The sequence below is a fragment of the Tenacibaculum sp. MAR_2009_124 genome (assembly GCF_900105455.1).
In the GTDB taxonomy this organism is placed as follows: domain Bacteria; phylum Bacteroidota; class Bacteroidia; order Flavobacteriales; family Flavobacteriaceae; genus Polaribacter.
Window position 1 is genome coordinate 999,515 of sequence record NZ_FNSF01000001.1, and the last position, 23,261, is coordinate 1,022,775.

At 31.4% G+C, this 23,261-nt stretch carries 23 protein-coding genes; 21 read left to right on the forward strand and 2 right to left on the reverse strand.

From position 1 onward, the window contains the following. Window position 1 precedes the first annotated feature (1 nt). The 19 genes from BLW23_RS03590 (at window position 2) to BLW23_RS03675 (ending at window position 17,824) form a co-directional block, all read left to right on the forward strand. A complete protein-coding gene (locus BLW23_RS03590; protein ID WP_093667860.1) occupies window positions 2-436 on the forward strand; it encodes a hypothetical protein in 435 nt (144 codons plus the stop codon). Continuing rightward, window positions 405-689: a TIGR03643 family protein gene (locus BLW23_RS03595; RefSeq protein ID WP_176829742.1), complete on the forward strand. Its 285-nt coding sequence runs from the start codon at window positions 405-407 to the stop codon at window positions 687-689. Before BLW23_RS03590 ends, BLW23_RS03595 begins: the two co-directional genes overlap by 32 nt. Then, window positions 690-1,112 carry a 6-pyruvoyl trahydropterin synthase family protein gene (locus BLW23_RS03600; RefSeq protein ID WP_093667861.1) on the forward strand — a complete coding sequence of 141 codons (423 nt, stop codon included), beginning with the start codon at window positions 690-692 and terminating at the stop codon, window positions 1,110-1,112. It begins immediately after the preceding gene. Next, window positions 1,069-1,770 carry a GTP cyclohydrolase I FolE gene (gene folE / locus BLW23_RS03605; protein WP_093667862.1) on the forward strand — a complete coding sequence of 234 codons (702 nt, stop codon included), beginning with the start codon at window positions 1,069-1,071 and terminating at the stop codon, window positions 1,768-1,770. Before BLW23_RS03600 ends, folE begins: the two co-directional genes overlap by 44 nt. A gap of 34 nt (window positions 1,771-1,804) precedes the next feature. Continuing rightward, complete coding sequence (locus BLW23_RS03610; RefSeq protein WP_093667863.1) at window positions 1,805-2,479, forward strand: SDR family NAD(P)-dependent oxidoreductase; 675 nt, start codon at window positions 1,805-1,807, stop codon at window positions 2,477-2,479. A gap of 12 nt (window positions 2,480-2,491) precedes the next feature. Next, a complete protein-coding gene (locus BLW23_RS03615; protein WP_255362724.1) occupies window positions 2,492-3,019 on the forward strand; it encodes a CIA30 family protein in 528 nt (175 codons plus the stop codon). 73 nt (window positions 3,020-3,092) lie between these two features. After that, window positions 3,093-3,608 (forward strand): glutathione peroxidase, encoded by a 516-nt coding sequence (locus BLW23_RS03620; protein ID WP_093667865.1) that lies wholly within the window; start codon window positions 3,093-3,095, stop codon window positions 3,606-3,608. A gap of 127 nt (window positions 3,609-3,735) precedes the next feature. Further along, window positions 3,736-4,128 carry a DUF2452 domain-containing protein gene (locus tag BLW23_RS03625; RefSeq protein WP_317039299.1) on the forward strand — a complete coding sequence of 131 codons (393 nt, stop codon included), beginning with the start codon at window positions 3,736-3,738 and terminating at the stop codon, window positions 4,126-4,128. Between the two features lie 7 nt (window positions 4,129-4,135). Further along, window positions 4,136-4,621, forward strand: coding sequence for an SRPBCC family protein (locus BLW23_RS03630; protein WP_093667867.1), 486 nt, complete (start codon window positions 4,136-4,138; stop codon window positions 4,619-4,621). Then, window positions 4,611-5,897, forward strand: coding sequence for a cryptochrome/photolyase family protein (locus BLW23_RS03635; protein ID WP_093667868.1), 1,287 nt, complete (start codon window positions 4,611-4,613; stop codon window positions 5,895-5,897). The genes BLW23_RS03630 and BLW23_RS03635 overlap by 11 nt, the downstream gene beginning before the upstream one ends. Before the next feature lie 195 nt (window positions 5,898-6,092). Next, window positions 6,093-7,598, forward strand: a complete 1,506-nt coding sequence (locus BLW23_RS03640) for a pyridoxal phosphate-dependent decarboxylase family protein (RefSeq protein ID WP_093667869.1) — start codon at window positions 6,093-6,095, stop codon at window positions 7,596-7,598. A 6-nt stretch (window positions 7,599-7,604) separates the two neighbouring features. Next, window positions 7,605-8,927 (forward strand): lysine N(6)-hydroxylase/L-ornithine N(5)-oxygenase family protein, encoded by a 1,323-nt coding sequence (locus tag BLW23_RS03645; protein ID WP_176829743.1) that lies wholly within the window; start codon window positions 7,605-7,607, stop codon window positions 8,925-8,927. Window positions 8,928-9,193: 266 nt separating this feature from the next. Beyond that, window positions 9,194-10,372 (forward strand): MFS transporter, encoded by a 1,179-nt coding sequence (locus BLW23_RS03650; protein ID WP_255362725.1) that lies wholly within the window; start codon window positions 9,194-9,196, stop codon window positions 10,370-10,372. A 63-nt stretch (window positions 10,373-10,435) separates the two neighbouring features. Further along, on the forward strand, window positions 10,436-12,868 hold the full coding sequence (locus BLW23_RS03655; protein WP_093667871.1) for a GNAT family N-acetyltransferase: 2,433 nt from the start codon (window positions 10,436-10,438) through the stop codon (window positions 12,866-12,868). Beyond that, window positions 12,865-13,455: a GNAT family N-acetyltransferase gene (locus BLW23_RS23470; RefSeq protein WP_218134024.1), complete on the forward strand. Its 591-nt coding sequence runs from the start codon at window positions 12,865-12,867 to the stop codon at window positions 13,453-13,455. The genes BLW23_RS03655 and BLW23_RS23470 overlap by 4 nt, the downstream gene beginning before the upstream one ends. Beyond that, window positions 13,448-15,265: an IucA/IucC family protein gene (locus BLW23_RS03660; RefSeq protein ID WP_218134025.1), complete on the forward strand. Its 1,818-nt coding sequence runs from the start codon at window positions 13,448-13,450 to the stop codon at window positions 15,263-15,265. Before BLW23_RS23470 ends, BLW23_RS03660 begins: the two co-directional genes overlap by 8 nt. Next, a complete protein-coding gene (locus BLW23_RS03665) occupies window positions 15,265-15,837 on the forward strand; it encodes a nitroreductase family protein (protein WP_093667872.1) in 573 nt (190 codons plus the stop codon). The genes BLW23_RS03660 and BLW23_RS03665 overlap by 1 nt, the downstream gene beginning before the upstream one ends. Before the next feature lies 1 nt (window position 15,838). Continuing rightward, the gene (locus BLW23_RS03670; RefSeq protein WP_093667873.1) at window positions 15,839-16,951 is read left to right on the forward strand and encodes a heparan-alpha-glucosaminide N-acetyltransferase domain-containing protein; all 1,113 of its coding nucleotides are present in this window, start codon (window positions 15,839-15,841) and stop codon (window positions 16,949-16,951) included. 42 nt (window positions 16,952-16,993) lie between these two features. After that, window positions 16,994-17,824 carry a crotonase/enoyl-CoA hydratase family protein gene (locus BLW23_RS03675; RefSeq protein WP_093667874.1) on the forward strand — a complete coding sequence of 277 codons (831 nt, stop codon included), beginning with the start codon at window positions 16,994-16,996 and terminating at the stop codon, window positions 17,822-17,824. Window positions 17,825-17,933: 109 nt separating this feature from the next. Here the strand turns inward: BLW23_RS03675 and BLW23_RS03680 are convergent, their stop codons facing one another. Next, window positions 17,934-18,890, reverse strand: coding sequence for a helix-turn-helix transcriptional regulator (locus BLW23_RS03680; protein ID WP_093667875.1), 957 nt, complete (start codon window positions 18,888-18,890; stop codon window positions 17,934-17,936). A gap of 229 nt (window positions 18,891-19,119) precedes the next feature. On the opposite strand from BLW23_RS03680, the gene BLW23_RS03685 reads away from it, so the two are divergent. Beyond that, window positions 19,120-19,974, forward strand: a complete 855-nt coding sequence (locus tag BLW23_RS03685) for a CPBP family intramembrane glutamic endopeptidase (RefSeq protein ID WP_093667876.1) — start codon at window positions 19,120-19,122, stop codon at window positions 19,972-19,974. A 208-nt stretch (window positions 19,975-20,182) separates the two neighbouring features. Here BLW23_RS03685 and BLW23_RS03690 read toward each other — a convergent pair whose 3' ends face one another. After that, on the reverse strand, window positions 20,183-22,162 hold the full coding sequence (locus BLW23_RS03690) for an alpha-ketoacid dehydrogenase subunit alpha/beta (protein WP_093667877.1): 1,980 nt from the start codon (window positions 22,160-22,162) through the stop codon (window positions 20,183-20,185). Between the two features lie 330 nt (window positions 22,163-22,492). Here BLW23_RS03690 and BLW23_RS03695 point away from each other — a divergent pair, with 330 nt between their 5' ends. Next, entirely contained in the window at window positions 22,493-23,230 is a 738-nt protein-coding gene (locus BLW23_RS03695) for a DUF6263 family protein (protein ID WP_093667878.1), read from the forward strand. The last annotated feature ends 31 nt before the right edge of the window (window positions 23,231-23,261 follow it).

Below are 23,261 nucleotides of genomic sequence, written 5' to 3' on the forward strand. Positions count from 1 at the left end.
CATGATTATTTTTAATACAACGCATACGGAAAAAGCGGATTTAAAAGAAATGAATCGCTTAATAGGAAAATCATTTTCATTTTTTGATAAATTACGTATTGGAGGGGTGGGTAGTAGCAGGCTAATTATACATAGTGTGAGTCAAAATTTTCAAAGCATCGTTAACAAGGTCTCTGATTTAAGTTATGCAAACATAGAATTAAGGCCAAAAGGTATTATTCTTCATATTACAAACCAATTAAAACGCTTTTCTTGGGTAATTCCATATTACAAACTAGTCATTTTTAATGGGGAGTATTTCAGTATACATTCCGATGGAAGTTTTATTCAAATGATAAAAAGTGGAAATAGTAATATTAACAAGAAGTTTATTGACAAAATGATTGATTTAAAAAACTTATCAAATGAAAAATTTGAATTCGTTGACGACTATTGAAATGGATCGAGTTATTGAAATGGCTTGGGAAGATAGAACAACTTTCGATGCAATTAACTTCCAGTTTAATCTCAGTGAAAAAGAGGTAATACTTTTTATGAGAAAAAGTTTAAAAGTAACAAGTTTTAAACGCTGGAGAAAAAGGGTACAAGGAAGGAGTACTAAACACCAAGCAAAAAGAGATTTTTCAGTAGGTAGATTTAAGTGTTCAAGACAAAAAACAATAACTAATAATAAGATAGCTAAGAGATAAATGAGTGAATTCAAACTCGGAATAACGAGAAAAGAACATTTTAACGCAGCCCATAGATTACATAATAATAACTGGACTGATGAGAAGAATAAGTTAGTATTTGGAAAATGTAACAATCCACATTACCACGGACATAATTATGAATTAGAAGTTACGGTTATCGGGTACGTGGACGAAGAAACGGGATATGTTATCGATACCAAAATACTATCAGATATTATAAAAAATAAGGTTTTAGAACCTTTTGACCATAAAAATTTAAACGTAGAAGTAGCACATTTTAAAGAGGTAAACCCAACGGTTGAAAACATTGCCATTGTAATTTACCAAGTTATTAAAAAAGAAATTCCTCAGCATTTGGAATTAAAAATTAAATTATATGAAACACCAAGAAACTTTGTTGAATACCCTTTTAACGTCTAATTCTTTAAACGGTCTTTCTGTAGACGAAATAGGAGAGGACCATTTATATACAGGAGTCGATACTCCCATGAAGGCAAATGCTTTTGACATATCTGACAATAAAAAGAAACAGAAGATTGCCGATTTGTTTTCACAAATAATGGATGTGATGGGATTAGACTTGACAGATGACTCCTTGAAAGGAACTCCACAGCGTGTAGCTAAAATGTATATCGATGAAATATTTTCTGGATTAAACCCCGAAAACAAGCCGAAAATAGCATTGTTTGATAATAAATATCAATACAATCAAATGCTGATAGAGAAGGACATTCAATTTTATTCAAATTGCGAACACCATTTCGTACCAATTATAGGAAAAGCACATGTAGCCTATATCTCTTCTGGAAAAGTAATAGGGCTTTCAAAGTTAAACAGAATTGTTCAGTACTATGCTAAAAGGCCTCAGGTGCAAGAACGTTTAACAAATCAAATAGCAATAGACCTTCAAAATATTCTGGATACAGAAGACGTTGCAGTAATTATTGAAGCGAAACATTTATGTGTTTCTTCGAGAGGAGTTAAAGATGATTCTTCATCTACCGTTACTTGTTTTTACGGAGGAGCTTTTAACAAACAAGAAAAGATTGTTGAATTACAGAATTATTTGAAAAGTTAATAGGTATTAGGACAATACAATAATAAAAGTAGAGATGAAAACTATTTTAGTAATTGGCGGTAGTAAAGGAATTGGTGCATCTATAGCAAATCGCCTTAAAGACACAAACCATGTTATTACCATTAGTAGAAGTTTAAATGATGTCGATAATATTACGCATCATAGCTTGAATGTTTTAGAGGATGAGTTTCCTAAGATAGATAATCTTGATGGATTGGTGTATTGCCCAGGTAGTATAAATTTAAAATCGTTGAGTAGACTCAAAATTGAAGATTTTCAAACGGATTTTAATATAAATGTACTAGGTGCCATTCGCGCTATTAAACATTACGAAAAACAATTGATTCAGTCCAAGGGGAGTGTCGTATTATTTAGTACCGTTGCAACGCATTTAGGTATGCCTTTTCATTCTAGTATAGCGGTTAGTAAAGCGGCTGTAGAGGGATTGGCAAAATCGTTAGCCGCTGAGTACGCAACAAAAATAAGGTTCAATGTAATTGCGCCAACCGTAACGGATACGCCACTAGCTTCAAGATTACTGAGGAATGAAAAACAGCAAGAAACTATGAGAGAGAGACACCCGTTGAAGCAATATTTAGATCCTAAAGAGGTTGCATCATTAGCAGAATATCTGCTTTCTGATAACACGAAATCTATTTCTGGGCAAATTATTCCAATGGATGCCGGAATTGTAAGCATTAAACTTTAAAATACAGTAGGTATGAAACTTTTGACCATTATAGCAGCATTATTTATGACAATTTCCGAAATTGTAATTTGTGACTTCTCAAAAAATAATTTTTATAATTGGAAGGTAATCAACGATGATGTCATGGGAGGTATTTCAACATCATCAATGAAAGTAAATTCCAACGGACAAGGTGTTTTTTCAGGTGAAGTTTCAACTGAAAATAACGGAGGTTTCGCTATGACCCGGTTGAAAACGGCGGTTGAAATTTCTAATAAAAACAAAAGGATAGTACTGCATGTAAAGGGAGATGGTAAAGAGTATCAATTTCGTATCAAATCTCAAGCAGGAGCTAGGTATTGGTATGTACAATCGTTTAAGACGACAACGGAAGAACAAAAAATAGAATTGAATTTAAAAGATTTTTATCCTTCTTTTAGAGGATATAAGTTAAATAAAGAGAATTTTAATTCAGATAAAATAGAAGAGATTGCAATTTTAATAGGAAATAAAAAAAATGAGAATTTCCAACTCAAAATAACCAAAATATTAATCGAATAAATATCTCTTCAATGAAGAGGTACCCAAATAAACAAAAATTAGATACGTGAAACTATACAAAATACTAGTACTTATGACTCTTTTCGGAACATCAATAAAAGCACAAACTCTAGAACCTAAAACGTCGTTATATGATATTACAATTAGTGATATAAATGGTAAGCCTATTGGTTTATCAGAATATAAGGGGAAGAAAATTTTATTTGTAAATGTTGCCTCTAAATGTGGTTTCACAAGCCAATATAAAGGTCTTCAAGAACTTTATGAGAAGTATAAAGATGATTTAATGATTATCGGAGTTCCTTGTAATCAATTTGGAAGCCAAGAACCAGGAACAGCCTCAGAAATTGAAAGTTTTTGCGAAGTTAATTATGGAGTTACTTTTCTAATTACTGAGAAAGTTGAGGTAAAAGGAGAGAATAAGCACGATTTATATAAATGGTTAACTCAAAGATCGTTGAATGGTAAGTCTAATTCTACCGTGAAATGGAATTTTCAAAAATATTTGATTGACGAAGATGGTAGGTTATTGGATTATTTCTATTCAATGACAAAGCCAAATAGTAAAAAAATAAGTAAATACATATAAAGAAAACCCTTCTATCGGGGGGACGACATGATCTAATTTAAAATTAATAAGTTAACATGATTGTCCCCCTAAAAGAGAATTTCATTAAATATATTTTTAATGAAAGTGTTCAACTTAAGTAATGAATATGAAAAAGCCTGACAGTGTTGTTTATAATGAAGAAACAAATGAGTATGATGCATATTTAAAACCATATGGAACTAGTTTAACGGCTCCAAAGATTGATTTACCTAATTCAGTAAGTTGGAAAAAACAAAACATTACGCTTGCAAATAAGCAGATAAAAGCATCCTTTGATGAGTTGAAAAAAGAGTTTGAATCGCTGTATCATAAATTCGCACATAATGAACTAGTGTATAGTGCAAAATTTACTTTTGAGCCAATTGTTGGTGAAACATACCATCTATATAAAAACGAAAAGGGAAACTTTTTGTCTTTACTTAAGCCTTCAGAATGTAGTTTTAACTACTTAGGGAGTTTTAGATTAGATTCAGATAAAATTTGGAATAAAATTGAATAATCGCAAAATGATTGATTTTAAAAAACATTCAGGCATAAATACTTTATCAACAAAACAAGTATTGAACGTGTCTTTAGAAGAAGCTTGGGACTTTTTTAGTTCTCCAGAAAACCTCCAGAGAATTACTCCAGAAGATATGGGATTTCAAATAACTTCAGAAGTAAGTCATAAGGCCTATGCCGGGCAAATTATCACTTATAAAGTAGGAATATTGCCAGGAATAAAACTGAACTGGGTAACGGAAATTACTGAGGTAAAAGACCGAGCGTTTTTTATAGATGAGCAACGTTTTGGCCCGTATAGCATGTGGCATCATGAGCATTGGTTTTATCAATTACCAGATGGAAAAACACTCATGGAAGATAAGATATCATATAAAATACCTTTTGGATTTTTAGGAAAAATTGCTCAGAAGGTTTTCATAAAGAAACAATTAAAGGAAATATTTGAATATAGGTTTAATACATTAGAAGTAATGTTTAATGAAAAGTAATATTGTTTTTTATTGGTTTAGACGTGATCTTCGTTTAGAAGATAACACGGCCCTATTTCACAGTTTGAAATCTGGTTTCGATGTGAAGCCTGTTTTTATTTTCGACGAAGAAATTATAGATAAACTACCCGAGAATGATGCGAGAACTTCATTCATTTACAAAACCTTGCATAAAATAGATGCCGATTTAAAAAAAATAGGAAGTTCGTTATTAGTTAAGAAAGGAAAACCTCAGGTTATATGGAATGACTTACTAAAAGAACATTCCTGTAAAGGACTATATTTGAATCGAGATTATGAGCCTTATGCTTTAAAAAGAGATAAGGAAGTTACCTTTATTTTTGAAAAGGCAGGAATTCCCGTAAACACATACAAAGATCAAGTAATTTTTGAAAAAAGTGAAATTTTAAAGAAGGATGGTACCCCATATGTAGTATATACTCCTTTCAAAAATCAATGGTTTAAATTATTTGATGAAAAGAAACATTTAATAGAAAAAGATTCAAGTAAATTGTTTCATAGTTTTTTAAACTATACAGCAAGTTTCCCTTCAATGGAAGATTTAGGGTTCAAAGTAAGTACCATTACGGTAGTTCCTTATAAACTAGATAAGTTGTTTAATTATGATGAGGTTCGTGATTTTCCTGCATTGGATCAAACCTCATACATATCACCTTACTTAAGATTTGGTCAGGTCAGTATTCGAACTATGGTAAAATATGCGCTCAAAACAAATAAAACATTTTTAAGTGAACTTATTTGGCGAGAGTTTTTTATGCAAATACTATTTCACTTTCCTAATGTTGTTACTAATAATTTTAGGAAGAAATACGATGCTGTTTCTTGGAGAAATAATGAAACAGAATTTGAGAAATGGTGTAAAGGAGAAACGGGCTACCCAATAGTAGATGCTGGAATGCGTCAATTAAATGCTACTGGATATATGCATAATCGTGTAAGAATGATAACCGCTGGTTTTTTGTGTAAGCATTTATTAATAGATTGGAGATGGGGTGAAGCGTATTTTGCTGAGAAATTGTTAGATTATGAGTTATCTTCAAATAATGGTAATTGGCAATGGGCAGCAGGAACGGGGTGCGATGCAGCACCGTATTTTCGAATTTTTAATCCTATTGAGCAACTTAAAAAATTTGATAAAAATTTAGAATATACTAAAAAATGGGTGAGAGATTTAAATGAACTTACATATCCGCAACCGATAGTAGATCATAAAATGGCAAGGCTAAGAGCGCTAGAAGCTTATAAAAAAGCCTAGCTTTAGATAAATTTATTAAACAAACGAAGCCAGAGTCATAGCTCTGGCTTCGTTTGTTTAATACCGTATAAAAGAGAGTCTTTTCTCTTTATAGAAGTGATGTATTATTGCGTCATTTTTTCTCACACTTACGTCATTTTAACATTTAGATACGTCTTAGTTTTGTGTTCAACTATTAAGACTAAATAAAAATAAATGATCTTAGACGAATTCCCGGTTCTAGTCGATTCTTCGCTACAAACTGACTTATTACACGGAGAGTCTTTCAAAGACTTAGAAAAACAAACTAATGTAATTTTAGAAACCTTAAAACAATTCTTTAGCAAAAAAGATTTTTATGCAGGTGATAATTTAGAAGAAATTAATCAGCATAAATTAGATGCACAGATAGATGGTGAGAATACTCTGTCATTTGAAGGTGCTTTAGAATATTTAAACGATTTATATATAAAAAACACCATTGCTTTTCATAATCCAAATTATGTAGCACATTTAAATTGCCCTGTGGTTTTGCCGGCAATGGCAGCTGAAATTATTGCAACTACAGTAAACACGGCTATTGAAACTTGGGATCAAAGTACTTCTGCAACTTTTATAGAGCAAGCGGTTGTTAGGTGGATCTGTAATGAGTTTAAATTTCCAGAAAGTTCAGATGGAGTTTTCACGAGTGGAGGCACACAGTCTAATTTTATGGCATTACTAATGGCTCGTGATCATTATGCTTTCGAAAATTATGGTGTAAATATAAAACAACATGGTTGGTTTGAAGAAGTAAGTAAATTTCGAATTTTTTGTTCTGAAAAAGCTCATTTTAGTGTAAAAAAGAATGCCGCTTTATTGGGAATGGGGTATGATTCCGTTATTTCTGTAAAAACGGATAGTAAAATGAGAATGGATCCAAATGAATTAGTTTTAGCTATTGAAAAAGTAAAACAAGAAGGGAATATTCCTGTGGCTGTTGTAGCTACCCTAGGAACCACCGATTACGGTAGTTTTGATCCATTAGAAATTATTTCGAGTATAGCAAAAGAATATAAAATGTGGTTGCACGCAGATGGTGCCTACGGAGGGTGTTTTGTATTAACAGATACTCACAAAAATCACTTTGAAAAAATCGATTCTGTGGATTCTATTACTATTGATTTCCATAAAACGATGTTTCAACCAGTATGTTGTAGCGCTTATTTAGCCAAAAATAAAAGACATTTTCAATATGTTTCTTACTACGCCGATTATTTAAATCCCTTAGAAGATAAAGATGCTCAAAGACCTAACTTAATAGAAAAGTCAATTCAAACTACAAGGAGGTTCGATGCGCTTAAAGTTTGGTTTACCTTAAAAACTTTAGGGAAAGACACAATAGGAAAATACCTAGAAAGAGTTCATCACTTAGCAACTTCAGTTTATAACAAAATTAAGGATGATATTCATTTTGAAGCGGCTCATGAACCAGAATTAAGTACAATAGTATTTCGATATAAAGCTTTAGGTGTTCAAGAAAATAAGGTACATGATAGAGTAAATATGTATATAAAAAACACCTTATTTAAGCAAGGAAAAACCTCAGTCGCTAGTACAAAGTTAGATGGGAATATCTATTTAAAATTCACGCTATTGAATCCAAATAACACAGAAGAAAACCTTTTTGAAATTCTAAAAATGATTCAACAAAAAGGAGAACAATATAAAACTAATAATTAGATAAAAATGGCAGAGAATATAGCAGATTTCATAGCAATTGGAGTAGGACCTTTTAACCTTGGATTGGCTTGTTTAACAGCACCTATTGAAGAACTTAATGGAGTGTTTTTGGATAAAAGAGAAAAGTTCGATTGGCATCCTGGAATGATGATGCAAAGTACCACTTTACAGATTCCTTTTATGGCTGACTTGGTGACTTTGGCAGATCCAACAAATCCATATAGTTTCTTGAATTATAGCAAAGAGAAGGGGAGGATTTACTCGTTTTATATTAGAGAAAATTTTTTGTTGTTAAGAAATGAATATAATCATTATTGTCAATGGGCTATTGAAAAATTACCAAACATTTTCTTCAATACAGAGGTAAAAAACATTGATTTTGACGAAAAGGATCAAGTTTATGTGGTTACTAGTGTGTGTACCAAAACATATGATATCAAAATTTATAAGGCCAAGAAAATTGTTTTAGGTACTGGAACGCAACCATATATTCCTAGTAGTGCCAAAGAATTAAGTAAAGTCGCAACACATTCTTCTAATTATCTATTTGAAAAAGAAGAACTACAAAAAACAAAGTCCATTACCGTAATAGGAAGTGGTCAGAGTGCTGCTGAAATTTTTCATGATTTATTACAAGATATCGATGAGAAAGATTATGAACTAAATTGGATAACAAGATCACCTAGATTTTTCCCATTAGAATACTCGAAACTTACTTTAGAGATGACATCTCCAGAGTACGTGGACTATTTCTATAATCTTCCATCTGAAAAAAGAGATGATTTAATCCGTAATCAGAAGCATTTATATAAAGGAATAAATCAAGATTTAATTAATGATATTCACAATACATTATACACAAAACAATCATACGCTACTGAACCGTTAAAGGTTTCATTACGAACGAATACCGAGTTGATTAATTCAACACAGAAAGATGATCAAATTTCGTTAGAACTCCATCAAGTTGAGGAAGACAAGTATTTCGAAAAAAATACAGAAGGATTAGTTTTATGCACAGGTTATCATTATAAAATGCCTGAATTTATCGAAGGTGTTACTGATAGAATAGGATGGGACACTCAGGGAAGATATGATGTCCAGCGAAATTATACAATTGATAAGAACCATAATGAAATTTTTGTTCAAAACGTTGAACTCTATACACATGGTTTCGTTACTCCAGATTTAGGAATGGCGTGTTATCGTAATTCTTATATCATAAAGGAAATTACAGGGAAGGAATATTATCCTGTTGAAAAGAACATCGCTTTCCAACAATTTGGTGTAAGTAAAGAAGAAGAAATAGTTAAACAAGTAACAGTATAAGTTTGTAAAATATTTAAAATAAAAACTTCCCCTTAAATACTACTAATTGATGTTTGAAGTTTCTGCGAAAACAATGAAGATTTTGTCTTTAGTAAAGCAGAAAGTGAGAGCATAATACGACTAGTTACTGTTTCTCTTTATTCTGTATTCTGAAATAGAAAAGAAAAGGAGTGTTTTGTAAGCGTTGTTTCAATTTACAAATGGTATAAAATTATTTTAAATATTAAGGACATTATCTGACTTTGTAAAATGATAAAAATTTATAGATGAATCTAAAGTCATTTTTAATAACAATGACCTTTATTGCCGTTGTTAGTGATTATTTGTTACATCCATTTTATCCCCAATTTTTTGAATTGAGATTTGGAATGACAAACCCTAAAAACGTAGGTTACTATTTTGCGGCAATTTGTTTTATGGTAATGATAGCGTTTCCATTTTGGGCATATGTTTCAAAGAGAGTTGCAGAATTGAAAATACTAATATATACGCAAGCGATCGCAGGTGTTTTAGCATTGTATTGTTACTGGACTGAGTCGTATATTAATTTTTGGATAGTTTCATTGGTCATGGTGCTATTCAAAGGGAGTTATCTCTTAGTATATCCGTATATACTTAAAATCATAAAGAAAGAAGAACACACAAGTACTATCGGTTTATTATCGGTAGTTGTGCACTTAGGAGGAATTTTAGGAGCAGTAATAGGAGGGTTTACAGTTGATTTTATCAACCCTAGTTCAATATTCCTCGTTATGGCACTCGGTGACTTTTTACAAATGTCAGTGAGTGCCTATTTATTAAAAAGCAAGAAGTATAATACAGATGTGGTTGTTATAACTGGTGAAGTGGAAAAAAGTTCTACTCCAAATAGTTTTATCATAAAAATAGGATTATTGACACTAATCTTATACTTCAGTGATTTTTTAATTAGGCCGTTCTTCTCATTGTATTGGGAAAGCTTTTCATCAAATGACTCTAAGTTAATATCAGGTACAATTTATGCGATTCCTGGGTTTGTGGCTTTAATTGCTTTATGGATTAATAACAAAAGAAACACAAGTGGATATGAAGGTATTATAAAAGCTTTGTTAATAGGTCTTGTAGGACTTTCACTTCAAGGAATACCGTCAGAAAGTATGGTAATAATTGGAAGAATAATCTATGGATGGGCAATATTCCAAGGAATGGTAAAATTCGATGTCTTTTTGTTCGAAATGAGTTCTCCAGAATCGTATTCAATAGATTATAGTAAAATTCATTTTTTTCAAAATTTTGGAGTTTTACTCGCATCGTTGAATATAGGTTTAGTTGTTGATAATTTCGGATTACAAATGCCTTTTATATTGGCTTTGTCAGGTTTTATAATAACATTATTACTGTACTTTTTTGTTTTTAAATTTTCTTCAAATCTCAAAAGAAATCAACCAAAGTTAAAACAGAGTTAGTGAAAAGAATAGAAACCGAACATGAATTATTTATATCTCACACTGTGAGTAAAATTGTCGTAAATGTCAGTAAACAATAAAATAGTATTTACCCATCAATACAAAAAATTTGGAGAAATAAGCATTCGAACATTTGATTTGAATGAAGATTCGAAAATACTCCATGATTGGGTAAACAGAGAATATGCTGTTTTTTGGGGAATGGAAAACACATCTTTAGAAGATGTAAAAAGGGAATATAAAAAGTTAATAGAACCCGTCGATTATGATGTTTTTGTTGGTGTTTATAATAACGAAGAAGTATTTTTTTTAGAACGTTATAACCCTCAGAATGACATCATAAATGATCATTATAACGCCAAAGCTTCTGATGCAGGGGTTCATATAATTATTGCTCCACCAAAAAGCACAAAAGTACCTCATTTTACTTGGTATATGTTTCAGTCAATAATGGATTTTGTTTTTACAAATAAAAGTATTGAAAACATTGTGGTAGAGCCAGATATTAGAAACAAAAAGATGTTTGCCTTGTGCGAAAGAATTGGATTTTCTTTAGATAAAATAATAGAATTACCTCATAAAACAGCTCAACTAGCTTTTCTCGAGAGAGAGACGTACGAAAATCAAATTAAGAAAATAATCCCTTCAAAACGTAGTACTATGAATACATTAGATAATGTGGTTTCTCCACAGCAATCTGTTCAACATATAAAGCCAGAAGTTTGGTTACAGTCAAACAAATTATTAGTAAAAAAAGCAATATGTGAGTTTACACATGAAAGAATATTAGCTCCTAAAAAGCTAAAAATAACGGGAGATGGATGGAGTCTATTTTCCCTGTCATCTGATATTTCTGGTATTGTTTATGAGTTCGAAGCTAAAGAACTGGCCTTAGAACAACTACTGATTAAAGAGTCAACCTTAATAAAAAAACAAGATAATACTCTTGTAAATTTAGATGCCATATTATTCATTAAAGAGTTTGAGCAAACCTTAGGAATAGATCATCAAAAAATGCCAGTTTACTTAGAAGAGATTATTAGTACATTGTATGGTAGTGCTTTTAAAATCACAAAAGGAAACCCAACGGCGAAAGAACTTTCACAATCTGATTTTCAAACGATAGAACAATCTATGACAGAAGGGCATCCTGGGTTTGTTGCAAATAATGGACGCATTGGTTTTGATAGTAGTGATTATCGTTCTTATTCACCTGAGGCAGGAAATTCTTTTTCTTTATTATGGTTGGCTGGGCATAAATCGAAGGCTGTTTATTCGGCTATAAAGAGTTTACCTTATGACAAACTCATTCATCAAGAATTAGATGCGAATACCATCAATCAGTTCAATGAAGTATTATCTACAAAAGGATTAACACCAGAAGACTATTTATTCATTCCTATTCATCCTTGGCAATGGTTTAATAAATTAGCGATGGTTTTTGCTCCTGAAATCGCAACAAACGATTTAGTTTGTTTGGGCTACGGACCAGACCAATATTTAGCACAACAATCAATTAGAACTTTATTCAATACAACAAATCCACAAAAATTCTATACGAAATCGGCCCTATCTATTTTAAATATGGGCTTTATGAGAGGATTACCACTATATTATTTAGGTACTGCTCCTAAAATGGCAGTATGGTTGGAAAATTTACTTTATGACGATGAGTTTATTCAAGAGACTGGATTTAAAATGTTGAGTGAAATAGGTTCGGTAAGCTATGTAAATCCTTATTTTGAGGAGTTTGGAGTTCATAATGACTATAATAAAATGTTAGCTTCCTTGTGGAGAGAAAGTCCATATTCTAAAATAAATAAAGGTCAAAAACCAATTACTATGGCGGCATTACTGCACATTGATCACCATGGTAACGCCTTGCTTCCAGAATATATTAAAAGTTCTGGATTGAGTATTGAATTCTGGATAAGTAGTTACTTAAAAGCTTATTTGAGTCCATTAATTCATTGTTTTTATAAATATGATTTAGTGTTTATGCCTCATGGTGAAAATATTATTCTTGTTTTAGAAGATAATATACCTGTAAGTGCTTTACTTAAAGATATTACTGAAGAAGCGGTAATATTAAGTCCCGATGTAGAATTACCGGAAGACTTAAAAAGAATGTATGCACCAGTACCAGAAGATGTGAAGTTATTGTCAATATTTACAGATGTTTTCGATGGTTTTTTCAGATACCTGACTCCTATATTGGAAGAACATGCAAACTTTCCTGAAAATAAATTCTGGCAATTAGTAGCACTGAATATAAAAGAATATCAACAACAGCATCCTGAGTTGATAGATAAATTTAACAAGTACGATTTATTTGCTGATACTTTCAAATTATCATGCTTAAATCGCTTACAATTAAATAATCATAAGCAAATGATTGATTTAGACGATCCAGTAGCATTACTACAATTTGCTGGTGAAATAGCAAATCCAATAGCAGTTTACAGTGTTGAAAATGAACCTGAAGAAGTAGTATGATGTCAATAATAGAACAGCAGATTTTTAGCAAAGAAATAGAAGGTGTTGGGCGCATTGTATTACGTCCTATTCATCTTAAAGATGATATAGATATTTTGTATAGTTGGGTAAAACAACCGTATGCTAAATATTGGGGAATGTTGGATTTTTCAAAAGAGCAAGTTTATAATTCTTATGATGAAATAGAAAAAAATCCCCATCATCATACATATATAGGTATGCTAAATGATCGCCCCATTTTTTTAATGGAACGATATAAAGCTTCCGAAGATATTATAGCAAAACATTATGACTTTAAGTTAAACGATTACGGAATGCACATTTTAGTGGCTCCTGTAGAGAAAAGAATTCCTCAGTTTACTTGGTGTGTTTTTTCTACAATTATGGATTACTTTTTTAGCCTTCCTTACGTTGAAAGAGTTGTTGTAGAGCCCGATGCGAATAATAAAAAAATACATAAGCTGAATATGAAAGCAGGGTTTGTTTATCAGAAGGAAATTAAGTTACCTCATAAGGTTGCTTCTCTTGCCATTTGTACAAAGCAGAGTTACGAAGAAGCCTTAAATAAGTTACATAGCAATGAATAACGAAGAAATTACTTTTATGAACCCAGAAACTTGGGGAATAGTAAATAAACACTTAGTTAAAAAAGCGATTAGTGAATTTACTCATGAACTTATTTTAACACCAATAGTAAAATTTAATGAAATTGAAGGTGCTTGGAATGTGTATGAACTTATTAGTGATAATGCCGATATAACATATCAATTTAAAGCAAAGAAATTTCATTTAGATCATTGGAGTGTAGATGTAAGCAGTATTCGAAAGTTTAAAAATGAGCAGCAAGAAGCCATAGATATGCTTTTGTTCATTACTGAATTTAGAGAAACACTTGGGATCCCTGATCAATTTTTAGCGACGTATTTAGAGGAAATTACGAGTACATTAATTAGTGCAGCATATAAACATGAACACGAGGAATTTTCGTCAAAAGAGCTGGCTAATTTAGGGTTTCAAGAAATTGAACACGCAATGTCTGAAGGTCATCCTTGTTTTGTAGCGAATAATGGAAGGATTGGGTTTAACATAAAGGACTATCATAAATACGCTCCAGAAACTAATAATCCTTTTAAAATACTTTGGATAGCTGCTCACAAAAAGTACGCTACTTATACTGCTATTGAAGAATATGATTACCATAATTTATTAATCAGTGAATTAGGAGTAGAGAGAATAAATCAGTTCAACGAAGTTCTTGAAAAAAAGGAGTTATCAAAGTCTGATTATATTTTTATGCCAGTGCATCCTTGGCAATGGACAAATAAGTTAGTGCATGTTTTTGCCTCAGATGTTGCAAATAAATTAATCGTATTACTTGGAGAAAGTGGGGATGATTATTCTGCTCAACAATCTATTAGAACTCTGTTTAATTTAACAAATCCGAAGAAGCTATATACGAAAACGTCCTTGTCAATTCTGAACATGGGATTTGTTAGAGGTTTATCACCTTATTATATGCAAAGTACTCCACACATTACAAAATGGATTGATACACTTTTAGAAAGTGACACTTATTTAAAAGAGGTAGGTTTTGAAATGTTAGGAGAAGTCGCAACTGTAGGATATCATAATCATTATTATAATGTTTTAGGAAAAACAAACCCCCATAACAAGATGTTATCAGCCTTATGGAGGGAAAGTCCGTATTCTAAAATAACAAGTACTCAAAAGGTAGCTACAATGGCATCGTTGTTACATATTGATAAAAACGGAACATCTTTGTTAGCAGAGTTTATAAAAAGCTCAGGTATTAAAACTGGTGTTTGGGTTGAAAAGTATCTTAAAGCATACTTCAAACCATTAATTCATTGTTTTTATAAATACGAACTGGTATTTATGCCACATGGCGAAAATATAATTCTAGTATTGGAAAACAATCAACCTGTTTCAATGTTAATGAAAGATATTACTGAAGAAGTAATCGTTTTTAATGAAGAGATGTACCTACCAGAACATGCGGATAGACTTTTTGCAAAGACAACAGATAAAATGAAAATATTATCCATTTTCACAGATGTTTTTGATTGTATTTTCAGATTCTTAGGACAAATTTTAGATACCTATTGTGGTTTTACAGAGGATAAATTTTGGGAACTTGTAGCAAAGAGTATTAAGGAGTATCAGCAAAACCATCCAGAATTACAGGAGAAATATGAGAAATATAATCTTTTTGTATCTGAATTTGATCGTTGTTGTTTAAATAAGCTTCAGTTATCAAATACGAAGCAAATGCTCGATTTGACCGATCCTATAGAAAGTCTAAAGTTGAGTGGGGTATTGAAAAATCCTATAGCGAAATATGTAGATGAACTTGTTGAACTTAAACCTGTCAATTAATGGAAATAGAAAGTTTAAGTGAAATTATTAAGAAGAGAAGATCTTATTATGCTTCTGATTTTTCAGAAAGACACCTCTCTAAAGAAACAGTTGAAATTATAATAGAGAATGGTCTTTGGGCTCCTACACATAAACTAACACAACCATGGCGATTTTCAGTTTTGGAAGGAATCCATAGGCAAGAAATGGGTGTTTTTATGGCTAATTATTATAGAGAAATATTTTCTGTTGAGGAGTTTTCAAATGAGCGTTTTGAGGAAACAAAAAGTTATGCAAAAAATGCGACTATGATTGCCATATTTTGTAAACCAAGCTCTCGATTACCAGAATGGGAAGAAGTAGCAGCGGTTTCTTGTGCAATTCAAAATATATGGTTGAGCTGCACGGCAATGAATATTGGAGGATATTGGGATACAGGAACTGCAACTATGAAATATGTTGAAAATCACGCAGAAGTTAAGGAAGGAGAAAAATGCTTAGGTGTTTTTTTTATGGGGCACTTAAAAGAGGAATTAACGGAAGTAAATAGAAAACGAAAACCTTTGTCGAAAAAATTAAGTTGGGTAGAATAAAATGGGGAATTTATCAAAAAAACGAATAGAAGCCATTGATTTGGCTAGGGGAATTGGAGTATTTTTTATTCCAATGGCACATACATTATTAATTTACGGATCGAGTTATACTCAAGAGGAGAGTTGGTTAGGATTGGTAGTACATTTTTTTGGAAAATGGGCTGGAGTTTTCTTAATTGCTATGGGCTTTTCGTACACATTGTCTAGAAATAACTCCGTAATTAATTCTATAAAAAGAGGTGTATTACTTATGTTAGTTGGATACTTAATGAATTTTCTGAAATTTATTATGCCAATTCTATTGGGGCTTATTCCAGATAGTTTTATCCATGCCTATGGTTGGGAAAGACCTATAGGTCTTGATAAAATGGTATATCTTATTTTGACAGGAGATATATTACAACTTGCAGGAGTTTGCCTAATTTTTATGGGTATTATCCACAAATATTCACAGAAATACAAGTATTTAGTAGTATACATAGCGGCAACTGTTTTAATCTTAACTGAGTTTGTAAGAGGAACAAGAGCGGGTATTCCTGCCCTCGATTATATTTTGGATTTGTTATGGGGTAAAGATTGGAATATATACTTCGCTGTATTTCCCTGGTTCGTATTCATTTTAGTTGGAATGTTCTTTGGGTATTATTTTAAAGAAAATGAAAAGAATGTTCAAAAAACTTTTAAGCTAATGCTTTTAGCTGGTGCGGTAACTTTTATTATTGGAGGAGCTTTGTGTTTGCAGAATTACGAATTTCATATGAGAGATTATTTTCATACAGGAATTGGAGGTGTTGTCTATTTGATTGGTTGTAACTTATTATTTTTTTGGTTATCACTGTTTATATTAAAGAAATTTAAGTCAAATAGAGTAACCGACCTGTTTTTCTATTGTAGTAGAAAGATAACATCTATTTATGTGATTCAATGGGTATTGATTTGTTGGTCAATGGGATTTGTGGGATATCATAATAAGGATATTACAACCAGTTTAATTTTAATGGTTTTATTCACTATTGGAACATTTTTAGTTCAGAAAATAATCGATGTGATAATGGAAAAAGTGTCTTTTAAACCTAAGAAAACATCAAAGGAGATTACTGTAAAAGTATCTTAGAAAAAGTTTTAGAAAAACTAATCAAACTAAAAAAAAGCGTTAATGTTAAATCAATATAAACACGTAGAAGTAAACTATATTCCAGAAAAGGAAACGGCAGTTTGGAAGATTAAAACAGAAGGAATACCGAATTTTACACTGGAAGGGTTAAGAGAGTTCACTCGTTTTTCTGAAGACTTAAAAATAATGTTTACGGATAATTCTTATCCTTTAAAATATTTAGTTTCTTGTTCAGGACATAATGAAGTATACAATCTTGGAGGGGACTTACCGTATTTCTTGAATTGTATAAAAACTAAAGATAGGGAAGGGTTACGAGAATATGCTCACCTATCTATTGATGCAATATATAATATTTATACTGCATTCAACCTTTCCGCAGTTTCTATAGCCTTGGTTGAGGGAAATGCTTATGGAGGAGGTTTTGAATGTGCTATGGCTCATGATTTAATTATAAGTAACTCCAAGGCGAAGTTTTGTCTTCCTGAAAATAAATTTAACCTTTTTCCTGGAATGGGAGCTTATAGTTTTTTGTGCAGAAAACTAAATTTTAAAACGGCATCTGAAATTTTATACGGAGGCAATGTATATAGTTCAAGAGAAATGTTTGATTTTGGTTTGATAGATCAAATCAATGATAATACAACAGGGGTCGATTCCATTACTAGTTACATTGATAAAATAGATAGAAATTATAACTTTAATCATAGTCATTTCCAATGTTTAAAAAAGGTTTTTCCATTGCAAAAAAAGGAATTACTTGAAATAACAAATATTTGGGTAGAAGCCTGTTTAAAAATGAATACCGCTGACTTAAGGAGAATGGAACTGATTGTAAATGCACAAAACAGAAAAATAAAACAAACACTGTAACATTGAAATTTAGTTGATAAGTTTTTTGCCATAAAACAAACTAAATTAAAATATCCGCCTTATAAGGGCGGATATTTGTTTCAAAATGTAAATAAATATAGGGGATCATTTATATTTTAAAGGAAATACTTCGAAATTGTTTAGGTGTTTGCTTGCTATGTTTTTTAAAGGCAGCAGAAAAGTGTGTAGGATTTTTATAACCTACCATGTCGGAAATCTCGTATATAGGCTTATTTGTATGCGAAAGCAGCTCTTTAGCTTTATTCATTCTAACATATAAAGAATATTCTGAAATTGAGGTATTAAAAACTCGTTTATATTCTTTTTTTAGCACTGTGTCATTTAGCAAAACCTTTCTAGCTAACTCTTTAACAGAAAAAGGTTCATTCAAATTTGATAAAATAATCTTCTTTACATCATATAGTTTTTTTATCAAGCTTTGAGGTGATCTTCCAATAGCTTTTCTTTGTTTTAAGGTTGAAACTAGTTCCAAGGTTTTTCCTTCAAGAAACAATCTTTTTAAAATGCCTGAACGTGTATCTGATAAAATATCAGTTAGAATTTCATTGGTTTTAGAAGAAAAAGTTGTCGCAAAAAAGTTGCAATCTTTTTCATTTAAATCGAATTTTCTTATGTGTGAAATTAAATCAATTAGTTGATGCTTCTTTATGAATTCGTAATACATTCGTATTCGAATTTCCTTTATTAAGTTATTTTTGAAATAGGTTGTATTTATTGATTTACCGCTGGAAGAGAATAGAAAACATTCTTGGTCTTGTTGTACCATTTCCATATTCATATTGCCGCATTCCATCATTTTTTCACCACTTAATAAAAGTGATAATTCTAAGGTATTGGTACTAGAACTGTCATTGAAAATATAATCTTCATGAAATGTAGTATTTAAGTATTCAATATATAAGCCATCAAAGCTATATGTAATTGCTGAACCATTACCATATAAAGGATTAACATTATATTTTCTTGATATAATGCCACAATTAGATGAATGGTATTGCTCCTGCAATATCCCGTTGAAGAGTAAGTTTATCTTTTTATTTGCCATAACTACTATAATAGAAAAACAAATTTAATGCTTAATGAGTCTAAATAAAAGTAAAAGAATGCTATTTTATTTAAATAATTGTTCCGAACAAAGGAGGTTGTAATGGATATATATATTAATTTATACGTTAAATGGCTAGTTAATAGAATGAAGTGTTTTTAATTTATTTTAGTGTGTAACATATTTTCCAACTCTTCGTCTTCAATAAAAAACTTAATAAAAAACTCAAATGCAAAAAAACTTGACAGAGCGAAAGCAGGCATGGAATACAATCTTTATTTTTTTAATTATTGTTACTGCGTTAAGCTCAATATTCCATTATGCCATAGTTAATTTATATCCTTCAAGGATATATATTGGAGGTTTAATGTGGTGTCCCGCAATTGCCGCGATACTTACCTTAAAGATAAAAGGACGGTCTATTTCTTCTTTAAATTGGAATTGGGGGAATTGGAAATATATTCGATTATCTTATTTGATTCCGGCATTATATGGTATAATAACTTATCTATTAATATGGATTTTTGAATTAGGAACTTTAGCTGATAAGAAAGTAATTTCTGATTGGGCTGCTGAACTTGGTTTAGTTGGAATAGGAAATTTAAATACAACATCTTCAATAATTATAGCCATTGTATTGTTAGGAACTGTTGAAGTTATTAGATCATCAGCAACGACATTAGGAGAAGAAATTGGTTGGAGAGGGTTCTTTATATACGAATTAAAAAAGGTTCTTTCTTTTAGTGGTGTTTCTATTTTTAGTGGAATAATTTGGGCTTCTTGGCATTGGCCTCTAATTGTATATTATGGTAAAAATGTAATGTTAGAATTGACTTCATTTTATGTTTTTATTGTGTCAATCTCATTTATATTGACGTATTACACTTTTAAATCTAAAAGTCTTTGGCCGGCAGTAATTTTTCACGCAGTAAGCAATGTGTATATCCAAAAAATATTACCTGAATTAACGATTAAAAATACGGGAACAGAACACTGGCTTGGTGAAAACGGAATTATGTTTGCTATTGTTACTTGTGTTTTTGGAATTTACTTTTGGAGAAAAGGAATTAAAGAAAATTTATAAAGATTATCTTAAAGTATCCTCTAATATTTTTTAATCTCTTAGGGGGGAATTACCCGATGCTTGCATCGGGGTAGTTCATTTTGTTTTCTTTTATTTCATGGCTTATAATGTATTAGATCCCTACTCATATAACGGTTATCGCTTCTGTATTTTCGGATAACAACGTTTTTGGAATGCTATATCATTAATTTTTATCTTCTAATTACTTTTAATATTCAACCAACTTAATTAACTCTTCTTTAAAACGTTCTTTGGGTAAATATTGTTGCTCAAGATTGGCAGCAAATGGAATAGGAGTTTCTAGACTTGCTACTCTTTTTACAGGAGCATCAAGATATTCGAAGCAATTTTCCATAATTAAAGAAGAAATATCACTGGAAATACCTCCAAATAAAGAATCTTCTTGAAAAATAATTACTTTACCCGTTTTCTTTACGGAGTTAAAAATGGCTTCCGTATCCAAAGGTTGTAATGATCTTAAGTCGATGAGATCAACAGAAACTTCAATATTTAATGAATTTAATACTTCAAGAGTCCAATGAACGGCAGCTCCAAAAGTTATAACTGTAATATCATTCCCTTCTTTTAAAATTGAGGCTTTGCCCAATGGAAGTGTATAATAATTAGAAGGCACATCTTCATAAATACTACGATATAAACCTTTGTGTTCAAAGAATAGTACGGGATTAGGATCATTTATAGCGGCAATGAGTAAACCTTTAGCATCTTTTGGAAATGCAGGATAAATTACTTTTAAACCTGGAGTTTTCGTAAACCAAGCTTCATTGGTTTGAGAGTGAAAAGGACCAGCTCCAACACCTGCGCCACAAGGCATCCGTATAACAATATCGGCTTCTTGACCCCAACGGTAATGCGATTTGGCAAGTAAGTTCACTATAGGATTAAAACCAGTAGAAACAAAGTCTGCAAATTGCATTTCAACTACTGCTTTCATTTTTTGAATGGAAAGACCGTAAGCTAAAGAAACTATGGCAGATTCGCATATAGGAGTATTCCTAACTCTTTCTTTACCAAATAAATCTAAAAAGCCTTCGGTTATTTTAAATACTCCTCCATATTCGGCAACATCTTGTCCCATTACAACAAGGTCTTCATGTTTTTCCATCGACTGTTTTAGTCCTTCAGAAATGGCATCAATTAATCTGATATTCTCTTTTTCTGATGAAGGAGAAGATGAAATTGGTATTTTACTTTTATATAAATCCTTTAATTCATTTTCAACCGTTGAAGTAATAACGGGTTCGTCAAATGTTCTATTTAAATCTTCTTGAATCTGATGGCTAATTTCTTGTTTGTACTGATCATCCAAATGCTCCGAAAGAATATTTTCCGAAAATAAAAACTCTCTAAAGTTGTTAATGGGGTCTTTTAATTCCCAAGAATCGAGAAGTTCTTTTGGAACATATTTTGTGCCACTAGCTTCTTCATGACCTCTCATTCTAAATGTTTTAAATTCTATTAAAATCGGTCTTGGGTCTTTTCGAACACTATCAGCTAGTTTTTGAATTTTAGTGTATACATCAATAATATTGTTTCCATCAATTTTATGAGACTCCATTCCATAACCAATACCACGATCGGCTATATGTTCACAATTATACTGCTCTGAAGTGGGAGTGGAGAGTCCATAACCATTATTCTCAACACAAAACAAAACGGGTAATTTCCATATGGAAGCAACATTTAATGCCTCATGAAAATCTCCTTCGCTAGTACCTCCATCACCTGTAAATACGGCACAAACCTTTTCTGATTTTCTTAGTTTATTGGCAAGAGCAATACCACTTGCAATACCCATTTGCGGGCCTAAATGAGAAATCATTCCTATTATTTTATAGTCTTGGGTGCCAAAATGAAAACTACGATCTCTTCCTTTTGTAAATCCGTTAGCTTTACCTTGCCATTGAGAGAATAAACGATGCAAAGGAATCCTTCTAGAAGTAAAAACACCTAAATTTCTATGCATGGGTAAAATGTATTCATCATTTTCCAAGGCATGAGTTACTCCAATAGATATAGCTTCTTGACCAATACCACTAAACCATTTTGAAATTTTCCCTTGACGCAATAAAATAAGCATTTTCTCTTCTATTAATCTAGGTAAAAGCATGCTTTTATAAAGTTGTAACAGAACTTCTTTGGGCAGTTGTTGTTTGCTATAATCCATTGTTAAGCTGTTGTTTATTTAGTTGCTCAAATCTTAATTGATATAATACCATTTACCAATTGAAATTACCGTAATAAAACACCCTTTTTTCCTTTCTTCTTCTTTTAAATAAAGAAAAAAATCATTATTTTCTTTTACATTAATTTCAAATCATAATTGGTATAACACTATTCAAATGTGATTAAAAAAAAGATAGAATCAAAGTGGTCGCATATAATTTTTAATTATGAGGTGTTATTCAATACTTAGTTTTCCTTAGTGTTTTAATAAAATAGAGTAATCCTTTTTTTTAAATTTCCGTATATTCGTCGCCATAAATTACAATTTAATATGATCAAAAAAATAACTGCCTTTGCTTTATTGTTTATTTCAACAATTACGTTGGCACAAGAAAAAGTTCTATTACGTTTGAACTATGAAAAAGGAGCGTCTTATACAATGGACATGAAAATGAACCAGATTATGGGAGCAGGATTAATGACAAATAAAATGAATATTGTTATGAATCAATCAATAACTGATGTATCAGACAATTCATATAATGCTTCAGTTAAGTTCGACAAAATGACTATGGATATGGCGCAAGGAGGAATGACGGTATCGTATGATTCTTCTAAAAGTGAATCTGAACTAGATGAGGCTGGAAAAATAATGAAAACAAGAATGGATCCAATGTTGAAAACGGTTATTACTATGAAAGGTAATCACTTAGGGGAAGTTTTAGAAACAAAAGCTGAACCTAATATTCCTGGAGCAAGTGACTATACAAACGACTCATCAGTAGTTTATCCAGAACATAAGGTTGCAGTTGGTGATACTTGGACAATGTCGAAAAGTAAGAATGGTTTGGAGATGAACTTTGTATACAAGGTTAAATCTATTGAAACAAACAAAGTAGTTCTGGAAATTGGAGGTAAAGTTACTGGAATCGGAGAAGGAGATATTAAAGGAAGTATGAATATCGATAGAAAATCGGGAGTTCCTGTGCAATCTAACATTGACATGACAATGAAGATTCAAGGTCAAGATTTAGTAACGAATATGACTGTTTCTTATACTAAGAAATAATAATACAATATTTATAATTTTAAAAGCTCAG